Raw genomic sequence first — 19,347 nt, 5'->3', positions numbered from 1 at the left:
CTAAGCTCCCTTTGCAATTTGAGTTAATAGCTTCAACCCCAAGGCATTGATAAATTGGGGATTGTTCAAAATCACAAAACCTAAACCAGCTAAGTTTTGATCCACCACTGGCAAGGAAACACCACCACCCCAGGCGACAAGGTATTTCGCTCGGTCTAGATAATTGCCAGCAGTCACAAAGTTGGCGAATTTCTCAATCCTGTTTGACCACCATTCATCTAGACATTGGCTGTACTCTGTTTCAAACTTCTTGCCCGTGAGGTGGTTGCCGCCATAAGTAAAAGTGCCTTCGATAATCCCCTGGTTAACGAGACTGGGCGAGTGTTTCACATCCTTGGACAGCAGACTCACTCGGTCGTTTCGCTTGTCGAGAGCTTCTGCAATCATGGTGTGCAGTTCCCCGCAACCACCTTCAATCAAGTGACGGTCTATGACTGCACCACTGCCGTTAAAGACAGTTACAAGCCAAGTTGATGAACCGATATCAAGAGCGATCGCTAATTCTGAGGGGTCAAGTACCAGGGATGCTTCACCAAATAAGCAATGAGCAATGCTGCCAAATCCTTCGGGATAAATGCCTGTGACTACAATCTCAACTGTCTTGGTGACAATAGAACGAGTTACAGGGTGCAGATGCTCAAAGGTGTGAGTGCCTTCGACTCTGCGTTTAATCTCTTGGCCCCAGCGTTCTGGGTTGTGATTGCTCAAACTAATTGAAAGCTTCATCCCATCGGGAATATTGAGAACCGCTAAGTCTGCAAGGATGCTTTCTAATGCCAGTTCTGCTTTTTTGCGCCTTATCTTCGTGTAGTAGGGTGTGGTCACTTTGAGCTAGAGCAGCACTGCCCCAGAAAAATTGAACGTCTTTTAAGTCCAGGCGTGAACCTTCTACATAACGCACCCATGCCCCATCTTTTGAGATGGTTTCGTGGTGCATGATGTTTCGGTTGCGAACAAGTGAGTATGCGGCAGGCATCATGATCGAAAAATCACCGATGATTGCCTTGCCATATCCTGCTCCTGCGTCTTTACCTCCTGTGAGGTCGGTTAGCCCGGATTTGGCTAACAAGTCTGCCTGAACTAGCCAATTTTTGGCATTGGAATATACGGTTGTCATGGTTCCGATGATTGGTAAAAGTCTTGATTTTTCTGGCTTTGGAGAATTTAGAGGCTAAATCGCTTTAAATCCACATATCCAGTTGGGGGCAAGCTAAAGCATCACTTTCTCGCTTCTGTTGCCTTTGTTGAGTGGCGTTTTTTGGCTCACAATGCTAATATAGCATCTATTAGATAGTAGTAGGCACTACTAGAAACTACTTTTGCTTATACTTTAGGCACATTAAATAAGGTAATTTGATACTAATAGTGCCTAAAGCTATCTAATAAATGCCAAAGTATAAAGGTAAAAGAGTAAATGTAACTTTCCCGGTAGAAGTTTATGAGCAAGTTGCAGGATTGGCCACTGATGAAACTAGAACAGTAAGTCAAATGGTTGTCGTGCTATGTCAAGAAGCTATTGCCGCTAGGGAGAAAAAGCAGGAGAAAACACAATGAGCAACTTAGCAAAAACCGGAATAACAACAGTATCAACTTTTATTAAGTAATTTCTAGGGAAATTAGAGCCTTGCTAAATTTCAGACAAACAGAAGTTTTGTATGATCTAGCTATTGTTTAATTAAATGAGATACGGAGGTGAGTACAAGGAAACGAAAAAGCAAAAAGACAAAGCGTAAATAGTTAAACGCTTTGTCCAGTAGCAAAAGTTCAATTTTATAAGCTTTCAGGAGCGGGAACTTATCTCAAACCTTCCAAAAAGTGGCTAAAAGTGTGGAAGCTTGACCACCACTGCTTGGCAAACTGAGATTTAATCCGCGCTGCTTACTCATATTATATGGGCTGCTGTGGAAATTTCTATATTTTCACTGCGAAATTTTGCATAGAAATTTATCAAAATTTTTGACCAAAAAAATTCTAAACAAGCAAAATAGTAAATCTCGTAGATATAAGGTGTAGCAGCGCGATAACCCCCTCCAGATACTGAAAAACAACGTATTTGAGGGAAAAGCTGTGAAAAATAGTAACTGTGAACTTCAAAAAATTGAAGTTACACAGAGGTACGAGATCATATCCCGTCCCTCTGACATAGAAGCGCACCACTGGAATGAATGGTTAGCCAGTGCTGTTGACCCTGGAATTATTGCGCTAAACGTCATTTCCGTATCGGGTAATGCCGCCTACGATTACCTGTTTTATGGTCAAAACGTCCCCCGCCGTAACGATGGACGACTCAGAGACGGGGTACTCAAGAATTATCGCCACATCGAAGGACTTAACTGGTGGTGCAGTGGCGTTGACCCGCTTAACGATTATAGCCCCATGATGTGGGGCGGCATGAAGCCCGACCGCCCCAGGCGCGACCTGAACAAAGTTCTTAAATTCATCAAGTATGAACATCCCCTAAGAGTGCCAACACGGGCATTCTTCCTGGCAGTACCAGATCACATCTGGGAGAGTGTGGCCGCACGATATGACTTGCCCATTAGCGATGAAGATAGGGCATTAGGCTTCTGGCATTGGGTATGGAAGTACAACATCTCAGTTGTGATTTGTGAGGGAGCTAAAAAAGCAGGGGCGTTGCTTACTTTAGGCTATGCAGCGATCGCCCTTCCTGGGATAAACAGTGGCTACCGCAATCCCAAAGATGAATTTGGACAGCCCACAGGTAATTTACATCTAATTCCAGAGCTACAACACTTCGCCACCCTTGGACGTAAATTCATCATTTGCTTTGACCACGACACCAAGCCAGAAACGGTTCAACGGGTGAATATTGCCATTAGCCAAACCGCAAAACTGTTAACTGCCTGTGGCTGTCAAGTCTTAGTTACACAGTGGAGTTACCCCGAAAAAGGCATTGATGACTTAATCGCCGCTAGGGGGCCAGCTGTTACTGATGAAATTATAAAACTAGCACTGACAAAAGAAAAATGGCAGGTCAAAGAGTACAGCCGACTATCAATTGAGGCGGCACTCGTCCTCAATCAGCGTTACCTGGGAGAATTGGCTATCCCAGAAACCGCCAAACTGATTTTGCTCAAATCCCCTAAAGGTTCAGGTAAAACACAGTCATTTGCCGCGATCGTTGCTGAAGCGATCGCCAACGGTCAACCCGTTATCCTCTTATCGCACAGGGTACAGTTAGCCCAAGCGATCGCGGAGCGGGTAGGCATCCCCTACATCACCGAAGTCAGAAACAGCGAAACCGGGATTTTACTTGGTTTTGCGCTGTGTGTAGACAGTTTACACCCCAATGGACAAGCCAGATTTAACGCCCTTTACTGGAAAGAACCCCTGGTGATCATTGACGAATCCGAGCAGGTGATCTGGCACTTACTAAGCGCCAACACTGAAGTTAAGAAGCATCGGGTGGAAGTCCTCAACCAACTTTCCCAGTTATTCAAAAATGCCTTTGCTCCTGGACGTGGTAAAGTCATCCTGGCTGATGCTGATTTGTCTGATTTATCGCCAGAAATGGTTATGGGTCTAGCAGAAACCAACGTTACCCCTTGGGTAGTCGTCAACAACTGGAAAGGACAACCCTGGAACATTTACCACTACAAACAAACTACCCCCATCAATTGGTTAGCTGCCCTAGAAGCCGACATCAAAAGCGGGGGCAAGCCCTTTATTGCCGTTGATGGTCAAAGGGCTAGCTCTAAATGGGGAACCCAAGTTTTAGAGGCGAGGTTTAAGAAACAATTCCCTCACCTGAAAATACTCCGCATCGACTCAGATACAATTAAAGACCCGGAACACGAAGCTTACGAGTGCATCGAGAGATTAAATCAGGTGCTGCTGGAATATGACATTGTGCTGGCCTCCCCATCCATCGGCACGGGAGTCAGCATTGATATATTGGGGCATTTTACCAGTGTTTGGGGATGCTTTCTGGGTGTAGCCCCGGAAAATGCGACTCGGCAAGCTATAGCTCGTGTGCGTGAAGGCGTACCTCGTCATCTCTGGGTAGCCCCTCATGGACTTGGGAAAATCGGCAACGGAGCCATCAGCCTCAAATCCCTTTTGGCTAGTCAGCATCAATGTTTTCAGGCTAACTTGAGACTGCTGCAAGATGTATCGTTAGCGATCGACAGTGATGAAATCAACATTAACCGCACTGCCCTAAACGTCTGGGGAAAAATGGCCTGTCGCATCAATGCGGGTATGATTAATTTCCGTGAAACTGTGCTTTCTGAATTAGGTGAGGAAGGGCATAACATTATTGATGTCCATGACAACAAAACACTAGGCACATTAAAGAATGATATTGCCGCTCAGACAGATGAAGTCTACAACGGCGAATGTCGCTCTATCTCTGCTGCCGATACAACTGATATGACTGCTGCCAAATATTCGGCACTACAACAGCAACGGACTAAAACCACAACTGAACGCCACATTGAGCGCAAATATAAGCTAGAGCAACGTTACGGTGTGGATGTTACCTCGGAACTCGTCAAAAAAGACGATCAAGGTTATTACCCACAACTGAGGCTGCATTTTTACCTGACCTTGGGCAGAGCGAAAGTAGAGTCGCGCGATCGCAAACTGGGTGAAAAGATGCTTCTTGCCAAAAGCGCATGGCTACCAGACTTTAACGGCGGTCAACTTGGGTTAGTAGTTCGAGCTTTGGAAATGTTCAACATCCCCAATTTCATCGCCGATGACCGCGAATTCCGGGGGACTGATGCTGACCTAGTGCAGATGGCTAACAATGCTCTATCCGTGAAGTGGCAGGTGAAAACTGTTCTGGGAATTACCCTCAATGACAATGACAGCCCCATCGTTATCTTACGGCGATTGCTGAAGAAGATAGGGCTGAAACTCAAATACATCTGTCGTGATGGCACGGGCGATCGCCAACGAGTTTACCGTGTGGTTGACGGTGACGATGGGCGAGATAAAATCTTCCAAAACTGGCTGTCTAGGGATGCAGCCCAGGCTTAACCGGAATCTTTAACTGTAAATCTATCAAAATACTGCGCCAGTTGTAGCCTTTACCTACAGCAGGGGTTGCCTCATGGAATAATTGCGACTTTCGTACCATTAACAAGCGTTGGCAAGCTTAATAATGTGATAGTTAGGACTACATTCGTCCCAAAATGCCTGTTTTTCGTTCCGTCCACTAACGGTAATTAAATAGATATACAGGTTTACTGGACAATCCACACATACCAATGGTCATTGACCCATTAACCCCAACATTTTATTTACGCTGTTGCGGCTTGATGGCACGGCAGAAAGGTAAAATAGCTCATCAAATCTGACTGATGTATTCAATTAATAAAGGTTCAGCCTTAAACCACTCTCCAGCTAGTCTGATTGCCTGAAACTGCTGATGTAATGTTTTCTCTAGTTCAATCGCTTTTTCAGCCCCATCCACCTGTACTGACTTGATGAGCTTTAAATAGGCTGGGCTAGATGTTTGTAGCGATCTGATCCTCTGTTCTAAATTTTTGGCTCGACCTATTTTAATGGCTTTGCTCTCAGAGTTGAGGATAAAGTAAACAAAATGAGCAGTTTTAGCTAACTTATCACCATCAAGTGAAATTAATCTATTACCCGGAGTAACAATCTTCGTCTCAGGACTTGTCCAAGTCTTGAGCCATGCCGACACTGCATTAATAGTCAAAGACTTTTGAACTTTGATAGGAATCAGTTCTCCACCGATATTGAGCGTAAATTTCTTGCCAGCCACCCTACCTCTAGATGGGACATTGAGGTAGCCAATATATGTTTTAATACAAGTCTCAGTATAAGGAATAGAATCTTTATATTGTGTGACTGTGACTTCCTTATGCCTTGTTATAAACCTTCCTACAGGTTGTTGATATGGAATACTGAAACGTTGGATGTCTTCAGTTAAGACCTCTACCCATCCCCAGCCGTCATCTGGATTATCGGGATTTCTATTGATATAAATAACGTTCCAGTTTTTCCTAACCATGAATCTAACAGATTACAAAGCCTTGCAATTAATCATTAGTATTTCCTTAGTGGTCTAATTTTACACTGAAAAGAGAAAAACATTTCAAAGCACCGCAAGAGCATTACTGAATGACTCCAAATTACAGTTCATCTCTGTCAGAAATTCTCGGTATTATGGTTCCACCGACAAGTAAGAGTTTTCAGTCTATCTTGCCCCTGGTGACAGCTTCGCTATATCTAGGCCAAGTTGTTCAGTCAGATTCAAAGTCGATCAGAACAGCATCGGCCTGAAACATTTCGTCTCTAGCTTTTAAACCAATATCTCGACGGATACTGTCTAGAATTTCTAGACCTGTGCGTTGGCTGTTGGGGTAGGGAGTCCAGATGGCGTTGACTGTAATTTGAGTACCGACTAAGAATGTGTTGACTGCGCCGATAAAATACTCACCATCGGCATAATCTAAGCGGACAAGGTAAACACGAGTTTTGCCAGCGTAGTGAGCATTTTTAATGTCAAAGGCGGTTTGATAATCGGGATGTGATTCAGTCAAGTAGGTGATTTTAGGTTTGTTGGGATGATTAAATTCTTCGGATTTACCCCAATTGGGATCTGACTTTTTAAATCCTTCAGATTTACCCAAATTGGGGTCTGACTTTTTAAATCCTCCCGATTTACCCCAATTGGGGTCTAACTTTTTACGCCTTTGAGCTTCTCCCATATTGATTCCTATTATGTGGCTAACTTGACCTGATTAAAGACTAAAACTAGGATGCCATTGTTTCTATGTTGTTGCTGCCTCTGTTGCAAGTAGTTGTTTCTTGCTCTTACTCTTCCTATTGTTTACAGGTGCTTCTTCAGCTTCGCTGCTTTCAACAACTGCTGACTGATTTTCAGTAGTCCTATTCTCTGACGTACTACTATCGCCGTTATCAGATGCTTGATGACGGCGACGGCTGCTTTTCTTCAACTCGCCCAATAAATATTTGATTCTGCTGCCACTCAAATTGATGCCCAGACCTTTCAGCATCTCTGACACTTCATCATAACTGTAGCCGTACTTGTTAGAGGTCAGCTTCTCAATGTACCGTCTCATTTTCCTGATGGCCTCTCTATCCGATATATCCTCTCGTTCTTTTGGCTTTTGCTCCTTCAGCAGATTGATGGCTTTATCAATCTTGCCCTTCGTAATTACTTCTGAATTCTGATGCTCACTCATGGTTATCTCGTGAATCCTGATTAACTGATAATTATCAGCTATTTGAAAAAATCTGATTCAAAATCATCAAAAAAATTGACTATTGCGGCTACGCCGAATTACCTTTTCAGATTACAGCTATGCCTTCTAGTTTTTAGTGTGACAGCTTCGCTGGTAGTCTTATTCAAGCTAATGCTAAAAAATCTGACTATTACAGCTACGCTGAATCTAGACTTTTACTTAAAACAGCTACGCTGAATTATTTTTTCGTATTGCGGCTACACCGAACTATTATATTGTGTGGCAGCTACGCTGAATCAGAAAATTTTCATATAGCGGCTACGCCGTTTTTACCTCTTGTGCTGTGGCTACGCCGAACCAGAATTTATCTCCTGCTTGATTTGATTCAAATTCCGGCTACGCCGTTGCTATCCCCCCTTGTAAGTTGTAGGATAATTAGCAGCACGGCTACGCCTTTATATTCCTGCCTTCAGCCCCCTGCTGTGCCCTCCGTACACCCGTAGCATCTGACACCTCGCTCACCCGAAAATGGGCTAGAAGCAAGCCGTGCCTTTTGCCTACGGCAAACCTCGCTACGCTCGGACGACAGGCTTGCCAAAGTGGGAAGTGTCCCCCTTTGGAAACCCCCTCTCATACCTCCCACAGTTATGCGCCCGAAACTGTCAAAAAACCTGCTTCGTACTAAGACATTAGAAGCTCGTGTCAATGCAATCGAACACGAGATGATTAAGCTCAAAGCACAAGACGCGGGACTAAGCATAGCTGAATTAACTAGACGCAGTGTTTTACTAAAACCACTGCCCAAACGACTGAGCAAAATAACCCTAGCTACTTATAGAGAATTAGTCCGCATCGGCAGCAATATTAATCAACTCACTAGAGCTACTAATACAGCTATTAAAATGGGACTGCGACCACCAGCAGATCCAGAACAACTAAAACAGCTACAAAAACTCTTACAAAAAATTGGTCGAGAATTGTCCCAAATCGAAACTGAAATTACTGATGAAGATGACATTGACGACGGCGAAGATGATGAGGACTGGGAGTAAAAATGATTGGCAACCAAACCAAAGGTAAAAGCTTTCGCGGACTCCTTGACTATCTTGAAAATAAAGAGGAGTCATCTTTAATCGGCGGCAATATGTTTGGCACAAATGCCAGAGAATTAGCCAGAGAATTCCGACTGTCTCGACAACTTAATCCAGAAGCAGAAAAAGTAGTTCATCATGTTTCGCTTTCACTAAGCCCAGGCGAACAGCTAGACAATGATACTTGGTGTGAGATAGCTGAAAAGTACATCGAGGAAATGGGTTACACAGCTAACCAATATGCCATTTACCGCCACAACGACCGCAACCACGACCACATACACATTTGCGCCAGTAGAATCAGTTTGGATGACGGCAAGATTACCCGCGATAGCTGGGAGTATGTGCGCTCAGAAAAAATCATTCGTCAGCTAGAACTAGAATATGGTTTACAGCAAACTTTCAGTAGCAAGGAGAAACTGAACCGCGCCCCCAGCTATGGGCAACAGCGACGAATCGAAAGGGAACAACTAGAATACGAGCATGGTTTGAGAAACACGCCGCCACAACAGTCAATCAAAACCCAACTAATTGAACTAATCGACCGCGCCATAGTAGATAAACCGACTATGCCGCAACTGGTTGAGCGATTGCAATTACAAGGTGTAGAAGTTCGTCACGGATTAACACGCAACGGTAAAAGTAAGGGCATCTCGTACTCGTGGAATGACCAGAAATTTAGCGGCACATCTTTGGGGCCTGCCTACACATTCCCAGGTTTACAAAAACATAAGTTTATTGACTACCAACCACAACGGGATGATGAGCTTATTGAGAATCTGTTGAAGAATCCTAAAGAGCAAGCAGTGGAGAGCCAAAGATTTATAAATATAATCGCTGACTTTATCGAACAGTCAGTAGTTGATGATGCCTTGGCTGAAACGTTGCCACAATTAACAGAACAACTATCTATTTATCGGCAACAACTCTTTCGAGCTAAAACTGCATTCAATGACTTTGAAACAGCGTTGACGACTGAGTTGCAATCCCACGCAGAGAAGAAAGCAATTTTGTCAATCTCTGATTATATTGAGCAATCAGCTATCGAGTCAGCTTTAAGCCAAGCAGTATTAGGATTAACACAGCAAGTTTCTCAATATCATCAGCAGCTACTTGAAGCGAAAACTACATTCAATGACTTTGATGAAGCAGTTACGGCTGAGTTACAATCTCATGCAGAGAAGAGAGCTATTTTATCAATCTTTGATTATATTGAGCAATCAACTATCGAGTCAGCTTTAACTGAAACAGTATTAGAATTAACAGAGCAACTGTCTCAATACAAAGAGCAACTATTTATTGATAAAACTACATTCAATGACTTTGATGAAGCATTTACGGCTGAGTTGCAATCCCATACAGATCAGAAAGCCATTTTATCAATCTTTGATTATATTGAGCAATCAGCTATCGAGTCTGCTTTAACTGAAACAGTATTACGGTTAATAGAGCAAGTTTCTCAATATCATCAACAACTAGTTGCAGCTAAAACTACATTCAGTGACTTTGATGAAGCAGTTACGGCTGAGTTGCAATCTCACGCAGAAAACAAAGCTATTTTATCAATCTTTGATTATATTGAGCAATCAGCTATCGAGTCTGCTTTAACCCAAACAGTATTAGAATTAACACAACAACTTTCTCAATCTCAGCAGCAGCTATCAGCCGGAAGAACCATATTCGACGACCTGGAAGCAGCGATTGTTTATTTGGAGCAACTCCATAGATCGCAAAAACCAGTAGACGCAAATGCTCTTAATAAAACTCAAACTCTAGCCACAGATAAACCAAAACTAACCCCGAATCAAACAGCCGAGTTATATAAGTATTACAGCGCTGACTTGCAAAACTTATTAGTGACTGACCGAGATAAAGAAATTGCGCTTAGGGCATTATTAGATAATAAGCCAGTCCAAGATGTTGAAGAAATTATCTTTGCCAGTCCAGCCGGATGGACTACTGATGAAGCTAGGGCATTAGTTCTAATCGCTAACAATCAACTGGCATCCAATAGAGAGCAAAAACAGAGTTCACCCCAGTTCACGCCACCGCCAGAGGATGAAAGCCTACGCCCAGTATTACAGCATTTCTTGACTCAAAAACGCGGTATAACAAACTTCCTTGTACACCCATTACAGCAGCAGGGGTTGGGTTACATAGACCAGCACCGAAATGTTGTCTTTATCAAGCGCTCTTTGAACGGTGAAAAATCAGGCGCACTGGTTTGGGATACCGCACGTCTTGACAATCGCGCTTTCGAGTACCCCGAAGACAGCGATCGCTCCGAGGGCTGGTTTCATCTGAAATTGGGTGGAGAGGCAGACGATAAAATCGAGAGAGTATTTTTGTGTGACTCCCCCATTGATGCGTTGACAATGGCAGAGATTGACAGGAATGAACACAAGGGGCAACCACCAGTTAGAACAATGTACATGGCAGTGAATGACCCGGATCACTTGCCAATAGAGTTCCTCAAAAATATCAACAGGATTGGGCTGGCATTTAATAATGATGATTTGGGCAATGAAGCGGCCCAAGTCGTTCAGTCAATGCTGCCCCAGGCTAAAAGAATTGCACCCAAGGGGCTAAGTTGGAATGAGATTCTTATTAAACAGCAGCAGCAGCAAGAGGAACTGGAGCAAAAGCAACGCTCTAGAGGTTTTAGTCGGTAATCTCGCGTTGATCCAGCGAACTCGTGACCGCTACGCTCTCGGAGTCGGTGGCTCTTACGGGCAGGGAGATTACTGGTTGGGCCAACTAGATCCTGCAAGCCCGCAAGAGCCACTCCGCTAACGCCGACTCCGAGCCACGAGTTCTTAAAACTTGGAAAGAAAAGCTAGGCTAGTTTTACCTAATGAGATGAGAGTGAGCATTTTCAAAGTGGGTAAACTCAATTAGTTACTTGTATTAAAATTTTATATGGGCAGATTTTACGGTTCTATCCACATTCGCTCAAATGAAATTGAGCAATTTACAGAGATTGTAAAAAAGCTGGCTGCACAAGAAAAACTAAAATTTTTAATTTCTCCATGTATTAACGGTTGGATTAGTCTTTATCCTTCAGAAAAAGGGCAAAATCCTACAGTCGCTCCGGCGATTGCACAGCAGTTTCCTAGTCATTTACTTAATCTTATTCTTTATCATGACGATTTTTTTTATTACGAATATTACAGAGATCATCAATTAATTGATACCTATAGTTCAGTCCCAGAATTTTTTGGGGCTATATCCAGAGAAGAAAAATTAAGATTAACTGGCAAGCCGGAAGTATTTGCTGATTTACTATCTGAACTGCCCAATAACCAAACAACCATTGAACAGATTGCTGAAGTATTGGCAGCTTCATCTCCAGAGAAACTCGAAGAACTCTCTCGAAAAAGCCTAGAAATATTGCAACAATTAGAAGCAGGTGCAAACCCTGCTGAACTCAGTAAATTGCCTTATGATGAAGTGTTTATAGCCGCTAGCCAGTTTTCCTGCTTCGCTCAACTTTTAAACATCAGTAATGCTGCAACTTGCTATGAGTATCTTCAGGATGAAGAAGATGAAGAAATTGAACGTAGGGAAGAATTTGTTCACATTCCAGATCCCTCAATTGAGTTAGCACATAAGCAGAGAGAAAAAGCCAGGATAGATGAAGCTTTCACTAAATTAAATAGAGCAGGTATCTTATTATTTACAGTCTCAAGTCCTACTCAAAGTGGACAGTTCCCACACATACCAATCTCTGCCCCCAGTCAGACAGGTGGTTTTTTTATAGGTTGGTGTGGACTAGGGAATCAACTTCTGGAAATAAAACATTACACTGCACCTTGGAATAATGAACCAGCAAATCTTGAGCTGGCGTTAGAACAAAATGCTTATGTGATGCAAGTTAGCCCATCAGGAAAATTTTTGGCAGTAGGTCATGCAAGTGGATCTTGGCAAGGGACTCTATATGATTTGGAACAAAAACAATTAATAAAAACAATTTCTCATGTTCGAGCTACTAGCGGTATTCAATTTACTCCAGACGAAGAAATGCTAATCAGCCGTTCAGAGGATGAAATTATTCTTACTTCTGTTAAAACTTTACAACAGATTGCAGTAATTAAAGTTAGGCAAGGAACTAAAATTGCAATTCATCCAAACGGTCGCTACTTACTGGCTGATGAAGGAAAATCACAATTAGCCATTATTGATTTGAACACTCAAAAAGTGGTTAAAGTTTTAGCAACCGCAACATTAGACATGACAGCGTGGATGGCTAGTGTTCAACGAGGTGAAGGAGTAACTAGCTTTTCTGATAACGAAATGATTTTCAAAATGGACTTTAGTCCAGATGGAAGGTGGTTACTCTGTGCGATGGATAAAGGAGTACGAATATTTGAGTGGAATGAGGTTTTCTCATCTAAGAACAAATTACCACTTCCTATTGTCGCTTCTCCCAGTGAGGTCGTCACTTTTGATGATCTGCCTAGCCGGATGGCAACAACTTATGATATTGCTTTTGACTGGCAGCGCAACACTTTACTCTCTTGTGGACTAGAAGGCAAGGTTAAGTCTGTTGACTTAGCTACTGGAGAATCTAAAGTTTTATTGGAACTACCTGGAAGACCATCTATTATTCAATTAAACCTTTCTCGTGATTTGGCTACTTTCTGTACACATTCAATTCCTAATATGTTTGAGCGGAAGCAAGAGTCGTGCATCGTTCAATTATGGAATTATTTGGCACTTATCTAATGCTTTCAATCCTCAAAATACTCTGTAGAAAGGATAGAGGGCTTTCAAGCACTACTCACTTTCCAGCTTAAATACAACTTTTTGATGATACCTAGCTGCCATTTCTTCTGCTTTTTCATAGACCCGCAATGGGTCTTTTAGCATATCACCTGGTTCAACTTCTAAATCGCTAGTTGAAAGTGATACTCGCCCTTTTTCAACATCAATCCCAGTAATTATTGCTCTAACCCACTCACCTACTTGAAAAATCTGCTGTGGATGCTCAACACTTTGTTGAGAAATTGCGGTGATATGTAGTAGCGCATAATATCCCCCAATATTAATGAAGACACCATACGATTTAATTCCATGAATAGTGCCATCTACAAGTTGACCAAGCTTTAGTGTTTTTAATCTTGCTTTTGCTGAAGCACTATGATTATAAGGTGTTCGTCTTTCTATGAAGTTCTCACGCAGTCCATATTGTTTGTTTAGCTCAATTCTTCGCTGAGAATACCAACTTGCATCAAATTCACCTAAAGCAATAAGCTGTTACGCAGCTAAATTTAATAAACAGCATTACCTTTATTTTTAATTTTGCGTTCCCATTTAATAATAAGACCTCCTTCATTTAACAATTTATTTAATAACTCTTCTAGCTGTGATACTGACTCGAACAATCTATGAGCTATATATTCTTTTGCTGAATGCCAAACCAATTCAATCAAATTATAATCTGGACTATAAGGTGGTAGAAATTCCAGGATAATATTTGGCATTTCTGCCTTGATACGAACTAAAATATCTTTTCTTTTATGGAAACTGGCATTATCTAAGATAATCACTATTTTCGCCGAACATTTATTGAAAGTCTCAATTGTATTTCCTTGCTCTATCCATTCTTGCAATAGAAAATTATTCAAAGATTGAAGCTGCTCATAAAATACATCTGCATTTCCTTTTTTAATCACAAAATTCATTCTCTTCTTGTCGTGATAACGTAACCCTCCCATAATATTTACTCTTCCTCTTCTTCTTTGACCTGTGATTTGTTTCCTTGTACCTTTCTTACCCCAGTTTTTTCTTCTTATCACTCTTAAACTAAATCCACTCTCATCCCAAAACCATACCTGTAAACGTTCTGGGGCTTCCTTTGTTATTCTTAAGTATTCTGACAATTTTTCTTTAAATGCCTTACGCATTTCAGGATTCTGTTTGTCCTCTAGGCTGTATTTTGCCCAAAGGTAAACGTACTTTTTTCGCTCTAATATTCTCCCAACTTGTGAACCACTTAACTTAATTCCTGTTATCTTTTCGAGGTATGTAGCTAGTCTTGCTGCTGTCCAACGACCAAATTCATACCCATACTCTAGTGGCTCTTTTTCAATTATTTCTAATAATAAATCCTCATATTCTTTGGTAACTTTGCGGAAGTTCCCTTCTCTTCTTCCATCTAAAAAACTTTCTAGGTTATCTGGATCGCCGTGAACTGCCCAATATGCTACTGTTGGATATGCAATATCTAAAAACTTACTAATCTCTTGATAAGTTTTTCCATCATTCATTAATAATAAAATTAGAATCTTTTCTCTTACGTAGGGATTTTCATGCTCTTTTAGCGTTTTTAGTAGCCTTTCCTTTTGCTCTTGGGAAAGATGATTTTTTGCTGGCATAGATGGCTGATACTAAATTACTTAATCTAATATTATACAATCTAGCTGCGTAACAGCTTATCAATTGGTAAATTTTTGTATAAGCTGACAAGTGCGTAGGCTTCTGTGATTTGACCGTTAGCTGTTAAATCGGTAATCCATAACATTACATCATGTAGAATAACTAGCCATTGTTGTAAGGGCGTTAATTGGTTCCATACAGTTTCACGTCCGGTTTCACTAACCCTGCCACGTCCGCCCCAGTACATTGCTAAACGTGTTCGCCAATTTTGACCATCTATATTAGATGGTTTGAGCAAAGCTCCCCAATTTGTATTACTCAGATCATCAATGTATGACCATTGTGATGGTTGATACTCATCTTGAAGAAATTTGATGACTCCATCATGAAAAGCCTTGAGCAATTCATAACGAGAAGCAGTAATCTTGAGGCGTGTTGTAGTGTCATTCCCGCACATCCAAGGCTCAATTCTCAATTGCACAACTAGATCGCTCAAACACTCAACTATCATCTCTACTCCATGACCTTCCTCATCGATGATCATTTTGGCGGGTAGTTGTGAGTCTCGAATTTGTCCCAGCCAAATGTACAGTTCTTGATAAGGATTGAATGTAGATGATGTCCAAATTTGGGTGCAAATATGATCAGCTTCTATACGGAGCAAAATCCATCCTCTGAGAATATCTTCATTAGAGGATTGTGTAAGGGTCACTCTCATTTATTCAAAACAATATACCGCGATCGCTCACAGACAAAACCAATTTAACACCACCAAAACCATACACAAGTTAATAAGTATTATTTTCAACATTCGGTTTTCTGCTTCTCCAGCCCCGACCAGGCAATAGAGATGCACAACACTGGCTCTCAAAACCATTAGTATCCCTCGGCTGTAGCAACCAATTTCATAAAACCACCCGGATAATGCCATTACCAATGTCATTTGATTGTGCTGAATCGGGTTTAGGAGAAACGTTTCTCCTAAATTAATTTTCATGTGTCTCCTGTCGCTGTTAGGGCGAGAATCTTTCTAATATTTCAGCGTACTCTTGTAGATCAGCAATCGGTAAAACTTTCTCTTATATCCGAAGATGAATGGTTACAGGTTTTGGAGCTATGCCGTCACTTGTCCACTAGTGAGGCAAGACTTGGGGCGAGAGCCTTCTACACTCCTTTCACCCGCTCTCCGTTTTGAGAGTAGCGTTAAAAATTTCTCAAATATTTGGTTTAGGAAAAACGTTTTTCCTAAATTTATTTCCATGTCTATCCTGCCGCCCCTCTCCCTCATCGTTATGGTTTTCTTGCTTTCTGGTTTTCTGGTTCTCCAAACTTTTGGGTTAGCGCTTCAATAATGACGGAGGTCACAGTAATCCCTTGCTCTTTGGCTTTAGACATCCAGTAGCGACGTTGGGATATAGGGACTTTGACGCACAGATTAACCATCTGTTCAAGCTCTGGCTCCGGTTCTGGTAAACCAGATGTCTGGTCTTCTGTATTTATGGCTTTCTGGTTTTCTGGTTCCGTCTCTCTGGCTTTTTTAATCAAATCACCGTACTTGCTCATTTCAAAATCTCCATAACTTCTTTACCTAGCGCAAGGTAATCCGCCCAAGCTGTTTTTAAACGCGAGTCCTCAACATCACGAATGGGGACACCAGCCATTGCTGCTTTTTCAAAGCCGACAGTACGCCGGATCATTGCCTGAAATACGGGGATGCCTCCATTCAACAAATCCTGACGCAATGTTTCACCTTCTCTGCTGGGATAGGGAGGAACAATAGTCAGCAAGCAGCGATAGTTTGCCTCACCCAAATCTTTCACCATTAAGAGCATTGGCTCAAGGCTTACGATGTCTGGCTTTGTGGGCAGGATTAGAAGGTCACAGCCTTTGGCTAATTCCTTTAGATCATCGGAGTCAGGTCTAGCTGGGGTGTCGATGACCACAAATTGAGCATCAGCAATTACTTTGAGGGCTTGGCGTTCGTCCACCGCAGGAAAGGGGAATGACCCGCGTTTTGACCAAGCCAGGGCGGTGCGGTTCTGGTCGCCATCTACAAGAACTGTTTTACCAAGTTCACTAAAGAAGGTTGCAAGATGCACTGCTGTGGTGCTTTTCCCCACCCCTCCCTTGTAGCCAGTGATAGTTATGATTTTCTTTTGACTATCCATATTTCTGGTAAACCATAAATCTGGTTATTTGGTTTTCTGGTAAACCATATCTTGACGCTTGGACTAAATCATACTCTCTCACACAGCACTCCTAGCAGATGGTTTGGTTAATGGCACTTCATCAGTTTCTGCACTAAAAGCTGCTGCTAGTTCGGGGTTAGAGTAAGCAATTGCACTTTCATGCCATTCATGGATGAGCGCGTCAATCATCTCCCATGCTGTGGTTGAAGAATCTATCAACCGAAAAGCCTCACTTAGCTCCTTGATAAAGTCTTGCAGATCATCTTTTTCAAATGCACTCAGCCATCCATAAGGATGTTCAAAGCCGATTTCTTTCCCAAGTAACAAAGAGAAAGCGACGGTTAATGCTTCAAAAACAGCTTTACTCTGTGTTGCTGCCTTCACGAGAAAAGTTACTTCCTCCCGGCGCAACAAAGCGAAAGACTGATCATTGCGAGTAATTGTCACTGGACGTTCTAAAGCTTTGTCCAGAACTCGCCCAGGCTGACGATTCAACTCAGTGGCTGTAATTAGCTCATCTGAATAGATATTGCCAAAATTCCCCAGAGTCATAGGTTATGCGTTTTCAGTCAACGCCGATTTCATAAAATTAATCAGTAACTACGTATAATTGTACGTACAATTTCTCAGGGGTCAATAGGGATTAAAACTCGCTGGCGCTTCCACTCCCTTCTGAAAAGAATGTTAGATTTGTAAATCCTCATATTTAGAGTAAAAGGGAAACTTTAAGCCCAGCCCTTGCGGGGTGATGACTCCAAAGGAATTGAGAGTTGGTTTTACCAGTCCGTTCCCGTAGTAAATGAGAAAGAGGATAAATTAGACATGGGTGAAGCGAAACGACGCAAGAAAATAGACCCCAATTACGGCAAGTCTAAACGCCTTTCACTTTCAGATGAGTTAGCTTTTCTAACTAAAAAAATAGATGAATCAGCTTATTTGAATGAGGTCGAAGAATCTTTTTCTTATTTAATTTCTAATTTTCCGAGTTGTATGGAAGATATTAAGTCAGCATACGATAAAGCAGGTCAAAGCTTTGTAGAGCCTTGTGTGGTTGTTATTCCCGGTAAAGAGAGTTCTTTGGATATCATCGGAGCTAATTTTCAAGTTCTCTGCGAGATTAATAAAGATATTAACGCACGTCATACCTACGACCAAGGTAAAAATACTTTTATTCCTTGTTACCTTCATTCAATCGATATTCTTGCTCAGATAACTAAGAAAACTCCTAAAAATTATGAATTTCGATTAGTAATGCTCAAAACGTCTACCCCTGGCTAAAACCCGATCACCGAAACAGCTTTGCGCTTCTGCTAGGAGCGTGACCTCCTCCTCACGCTGCAACGTCTTGGGGTCGCTGTTACCAGAGATTTCTTGAATAGTTCAAGGGAGGTATCCCAGCGCAAGACATCTGTTAAATAGGTACTAATCGCCTTGACAGTACCTATTTAATAGGTACAGTACCTATTTCTTCTGCCAACGCGCATCTAGCCCTCTACCCAAGCATTCCAGCCGCCCCCTGAAAATTCATTATCTTGGTTTTCTGGTTTTCTGGTTTTCTGGTTTTCTGGTTTTCTGGTTTTCTGGCTTGGTCTAAATCATACTTATGAATGTACAGCAGTCACGTATATTTGTAGCCTACTCTTTCTTAGGACAAGCTAAGGACATATATTTAGTGCTTCTACTATATCAGTATTAAATTAATGGAAGCTTTACCCGATAATTGGGCAGATATTCAGCCTGATACTGTATATCTTTCAATCAGTGGTCTGCTAGTTTCATTTGCAAGTGAACAAATAAAGCTGGGATTAAAATATGATCAGAAAGGGAAACATTTAAAAGCCATTGAAAAAGGGCTTGTACCCCCTCGCGGTAATGTGGGGTTAGTGACTTCCCAAGAATCAGGCTACGATTTGAAATCTAAAATCTTAGGTAAAGGTGGCGACCGCCGATTTCATGCAAAATTTATTGATGGTACATTACACTTCCCAGGTTTGGTAACAGAACATTAAACCTACATAACTATGACAAGGCTCGAATTAAAAAATCATCAAGTCTGGCGAGATTTAACTGAAATATTAGAAAATTTAGATGCCAACATTCTTGTTCTTGAGCATCTTAACCAATGTGATTATAAAGTTTGCGGTTACTGGGATGAACAAGATGAATATTATGAAACAATTACGTTGCCTCGTATCCTAGAAGCCGAATTAGTTAGCAGTTCTATTGGTGTTACTCACCAAGAACGTTTTTTACAATTAAAGTTTTCACTTATAGCTGATGATGCTGATGCCACACAAGCGCAAAATAATCATACTCAAAAGATTGGTGAGTTAGTTCTTGTTTATGATGAAAATCTAGAATTTGTTGATGAGAACTGGTTGTTAGATGTCGATTCTCCAATGCTTGATATAAGTTGAACTGCTAATTGTGCAACAGGCTGTTGCACTAAGAGATTGTTTTTGGATTGATTTAATCAGCCAATCAAGC

Annotated in this window: 19 protein-coding genes and 1 pseudogene; 8 read left to right on the top strand and 12 right to left on the bottom strand. The window is 41.7% G+C overall.

Annotated elements, in window-relative coordinates; translation table 11 throughout:
- Positions 1-726, bottom strand: coding sequence for an acetate and sugar kinases/Hsc70/actin family protein (locus HUN01_RS35115; protein ID WP_238845388.1), 726 nt, complete (start codon positions 724-726; stop codon positions 1-3).
- Positions 710-1,117, bottom strand: a complete 408-nt coding sequence (locus tag HUN01_RS35110; protein ID WP_238845385.1) for an acetate and sugar kinases/Hsc70/actin family protein — start codon at positions 1,115-1,117, stop codon at positions 710-712. Before HUN01_RS35110 ends, HUN01_RS35115 begins: the two co-directional genes overlap by 17 nt.
- 269 nt (positions 1,118-1,386) lie before the next feature.
- Between HUN01_RS35110 and HUN01_RS01245 the strand changes: the two genes are divergently transcribed.
- Together HUN01_RS01245 and HUN01_RS01240 are read left to right on the top strand one after the other, a co-directional pair.
- Positions 1,387-1,554, top strand: coding sequence for a ribbon-helix-helix domain-containing protein (locus HUN01_RS01245; protein ID WP_163932603.1), 168 nt, complete (start codon positions 1,387-1,389; stop codon positions 1,552-1,554).
- 513 nt (positions 1,555-2,067) lie between these two features.
- Complete coding sequence (locus HUN01_RS01240; RefSeq protein ID WP_238845383.1) at positions 2,068-5,004, top strand: plasmid replication protein, CyRepA1 family; 2,937 nt, start codon at positions 2,068-2,070, stop codon at positions 5,002-5,004.
- A 310-nt stretch (positions 5,005-5,314) separates the two neighbouring features.
- Here HUN01_RS01240 and HUN01_RS01235 read toward each other — a convergent pair whose 3' ends face one another.
- The 3 genes from HUN01_RS01235 to HUN01_RS01225 form a co-directional block, all read right to left on the bottom strand.
- Positions 5,315-6,004: a GIY-YIG nuclease family protein gene (locus HUN01_RS01235; protein ID WP_181927251.1), complete on the bottom strand. Its 690-nt coding sequence runs from the start codon at positions 6,002-6,004 to the stop codon at positions 5,315-5,317.
- Positions 6,005-6,236: 232 nt separating this feature from the next.
- Positions 6,237-6,704: a hypothetical protein gene (locus tag HUN01_RS01230; protein WP_181927250.1), complete on the bottom strand. Its 468-nt coding sequence runs from the start codon at positions 6,702-6,704 to the stop codon at positions 6,237-6,239.
- A 63-nt stretch (positions 6,705-6,767) separates the two neighbouring features.
- Positions 6,768-7,202, bottom strand: a complete 435-nt coding sequence (locus tag HUN01_RS01225) for a hypothetical protein (protein ID WP_181927249.1) — start codon at positions 7,200-7,202, stop codon at positions 6,768-6,770.
- 647 nt (positions 7,203-7,849) lie between these two features.
- Between HUN01_RS01225 and HUN01_RS01220 the strand changes: the two genes are divergently transcribed.
- From HUN01_RS01220 to HUN01_RS01210, 3 genes are all read left to right on the top strand, one after another.
- Positions 7,850-8,254, top strand: a complete 405-nt coding sequence (locus HUN01_RS01220; protein ID WP_238845375.1) for a plasmid mobilization protein — start codon at positions 7,850-7,852, stop codon at positions 8,252-8,254.
- A 2-nt stretch (positions 8,255-8,256) separates the two neighbouring features.
- Positions 8,257-10,965, top strand: coding sequence for a relaxase/mobilization nuclease domain-containing protein (locus tag HUN01_RS35105; RefSeq protein WP_238845373.1), 2,709 nt, complete (start codon positions 8,257-8,259; stop codon positions 10,963-10,965).
- Between the two features lie 247 nt (positions 10,966-11,212).
- Entirely contained in the window at positions 11,213-13,018 is a 1,806-nt protein-coding gene (locus HUN01_RS01210) for a WD40 repeat domain-containing protein (protein WP_181927248.1), read from the top strand.
- 183 nt (positions 13,019-13,201) lie between these two features.
- Here HUN01_RS01210 and HUN01_RS35900 read toward each other — a convergent pair.
- The 7 genes and pseudogenes from HUN01_RS35900 to HUN01_RS01175 all read right to left on the bottom strand — a co-directional run.
- Positions 13,202-13,459 (bottom strand): annotated as a pseudogene (locus tag HUN01_RS35900) (S1 RNA-binding domain-containing protein); the annotation flags it as partial.
- A gap of 104 nt (positions 13,460-13,563) precedes the next feature.
- Positions 13,564-14,670 carry an IS630 family transposase gene (locus HUN01_RS01200; RefSeq protein WP_181927247.1) on the bottom strand — a complete coding sequence of 369 codons (1,107 nt, stop codon included), beginning with the start codon at positions 14,668-14,670 and terminating at the stop codon, positions 13,564-13,566.
- Between the two features lie 41 nt (positions 14,671-14,711).
- Entirely contained in the window at positions 14,712-15,383 is a 672-nt protein-coding gene (locus tag HUN01_RS01195) for a hypothetical protein (RefSeq protein ID WP_181927246.1), read from the bottom strand.
- Positions 15,384-15,416: 33 nt separating this feature from the next.
- The gene (locus HUN01_RS01190) at positions 15,417-15,668 is read right to left on the bottom strand and encodes a hypothetical protein (RefSeq protein ID WP_181927245.1); all 252 of its coding nucleotides are present in this window, start codon (positions 15,666-15,668) and stop codon (positions 15,417-15,419) included.
- 293 nt (positions 15,669-15,961) lie between these two features.
- Positions 15,962-16,234 (bottom strand): hypothetical protein, encoded by a 273-nt coding sequence (locus tag HUN01_RS01185; RefSeq protein ID WP_181927244.1) that lies wholly within the window; start codon positions 16,232-16,234, stop codon positions 15,962-15,964.
- Positions 16,231-16,839: a ParA family protein gene (locus HUN01_RS01180; RefSeq protein ID WP_181927243.1), complete on the bottom strand. Its 609-nt coding sequence runs from the start codon at positions 16,837-16,839 to the stop codon at positions 16,231-16,233. The genes HUN01_RS01185 and HUN01_RS01180 overlap by 4 nt, the downstream gene beginning before the upstream one ends.
- Before the next feature lie 78 nt (positions 16,840-16,917).
- The gene (locus HUN01_RS01175; RefSeq protein WP_181927242.1) at positions 16,918-17,412 is read right to left on the bottom strand and encodes a hypothetical protein; all 495 of its coding nucleotides are present in this window, start codon (positions 17,410-17,412) and stop codon (positions 16,918-16,920) included.
- Between the two features lie 270 nt (positions 17,413-17,682).
- On the opposite strand from HUN01_RS01175, the gene HUN01_RS01170 reads away from it, so the two are divergent.
- The 3 genes from HUN01_RS01170 to HUN01_RS01160 all read left to right on the top strand — a co-directional run bounded on the left by HUN01_RS01170 (position 17,683) and on the right by HUN01_RS01160 (position 19,277).
- The gene (locus tag HUN01_RS01170; RefSeq protein ID WP_181927241.1) at positions 17,683-18,138 is read left to right on the top strand and encodes a hypothetical protein; all 456 of its coding nucleotides are present in this window, start codon (positions 17,683-17,685) and stop codon (positions 18,136-18,138) included.
- Positions 18,139-18,560: 422 nt separating this feature from the next.
- Entirely contained in the window at positions 18,561-18,869 is a 309-nt protein-coding gene (locus HUN01_RS01165; protein ID WP_163932658.1) for a hypothetical protein, read from the top strand.
- 12 nt (positions 18,870-18,881) lie between these two features.
- A complete protein-coding gene (locus tag HUN01_RS01160) occupies positions 18,882-19,277 on the top strand; it encodes a hypothetical protein (RefSeq protein WP_181927240.1) in 396 nt (131 codons plus the stop codon).
- Positions 19,278-19,347: the final 70 nt, after the last annotated feature.

It is taken from the genome of Nostoc edaphicum CCNP1411 (genome assembly GCF_014023275.1).
Lineage (GTDB): Bacteria > Cyanobacteriota > Cyanobacteriia > Cyanobacteriales > Nostocaceae > Nostoc > Nostoc edaphicum_A.
The sequence above is the reverse complement of the archived record's forward strand: the minus strand, read 5'-3'. Positions and strand labels throughout refer to the sequence as shown.

Excerpts from the sequence above, each read along its gene's own strand:
- HUN01_RS35115 (WP_238845388.1), bottom strand. The coding sequence starts at position 726 with ATGAAGCTTTCAATTAGTTTGAGCAATCACAACCCAGAACGCTGGGGC.
- HUN01_RS35110 (WP_238845385.1), bottom strand. The coding sequence starts at position 1,117 with ATGACAACCGTATATTCCAATGCCAAAAATTGGCTAGTTCAGGCAGAC.
- HUN01_RS01245 (WP_163932603.1), top strand. The coding sequence starts at position 1,387 with ATGCCAAAGTATAAAGGTAAAAGAGTAAATGTAACTTTCCCGGTAGAA.
- HUN01_RS01235 (WP_181927251.1), bottom strand. The coding sequence starts at position 6,004 with ATGGTTAGGAAAAACTGGAACGTTATTTATATCAATAGAAATCCCGAT.
- HUN01_RS01230 (WP_181927250.1), bottom strand. The coding sequence starts at position 6,704 with ATGGGAGAAGCTCAAAGGCGTAAAAAGTTAGACCCCAATTGGGGTAAA.
- HUN01_RS01225 (WP_181927249.1), bottom strand. The coding sequence starts at position 7,202 with ATGAGTGAGCATCAGAATTCAGAAGTAATTACGAAGGGCAAGATTGAT.
- HUN01_RS01220 (WP_238845375.1), top strand. The coding sequence starts at position 7,850 with ATGCGCCCGAAACTGTCAAAAAACCTGCTTCGTACTAAGACATTAGAA.
- HUN01_RS35105 (WP_238845373.1), top strand. The coding sequence starts at position 8,257 with ATGATTGGCAACCAAACCAAAGGTAAAAGCTTTCGCGGACTCCTTGAC.
- HUN01_RS01210 (WP_181927248.1), top strand. The coding sequence starts at position 11,213 with ATGGGCAGATTTTACGGTTCTATCCACATTCGCTCAAATGAAATTGAG.
- HUN01_RS01200 (WP_181927247.1), bottom strand. The coding sequence starts at position 14,670 with ATGCCAGCAAAAAATCATCTTTCCCAAGAGCAAAAGGAAAGGCTACTA.
- HUN01_RS01190 (WP_181927245.1), bottom strand. The coding sequence starts at position 15,668 with ATGAAAATTAATTTAGGAGAAACGTTTCTCCTAAACCCGATTCAGCAC.
- HUN01_RS01185 (WP_181927244.1), bottom strand. The coding sequence starts at position 16,234 with ATGAGCAAGTACGGTGATTTGATTAAAAAAGCCAGAGAGACGGAACCA.
- HUN01_RS01180 (WP_181927243.1), bottom strand. The coding sequence starts at position 16,839 with ATGGATAGTCAAAAGAAAATCATAACTATCACTGGCTACAAGGGAGGG.
- HUN01_RS01175 (WP_181927242.1), bottom strand. The coding sequence starts at position 17,412 with ATGACTCTGGGGAATTTTGGCAATATCTATTCAGATGAGCTAATTACA.
- HUN01_RS01170 (WP_181927241.1), top strand. The coding sequence starts at position 17,683 with ATGGGTGAAGCGAAACGACGCAAGAAAATAGACCCCAATTACGGCAAG.
- HUN01_RS01165 (WP_163932658.1), top strand. The coding sequence starts at position 18,561 with ATGGAAGCTTTACCCGATAATTGGGCAGATATTCAGCCTGATACTGTA.
- HUN01_RS01160 (WP_181927240.1), top strand. The coding sequence starts at position 18,882 with ATGACAAGGCTCGAATTAAAAAATCATCAAGTCTGGCGAGATTTAACT.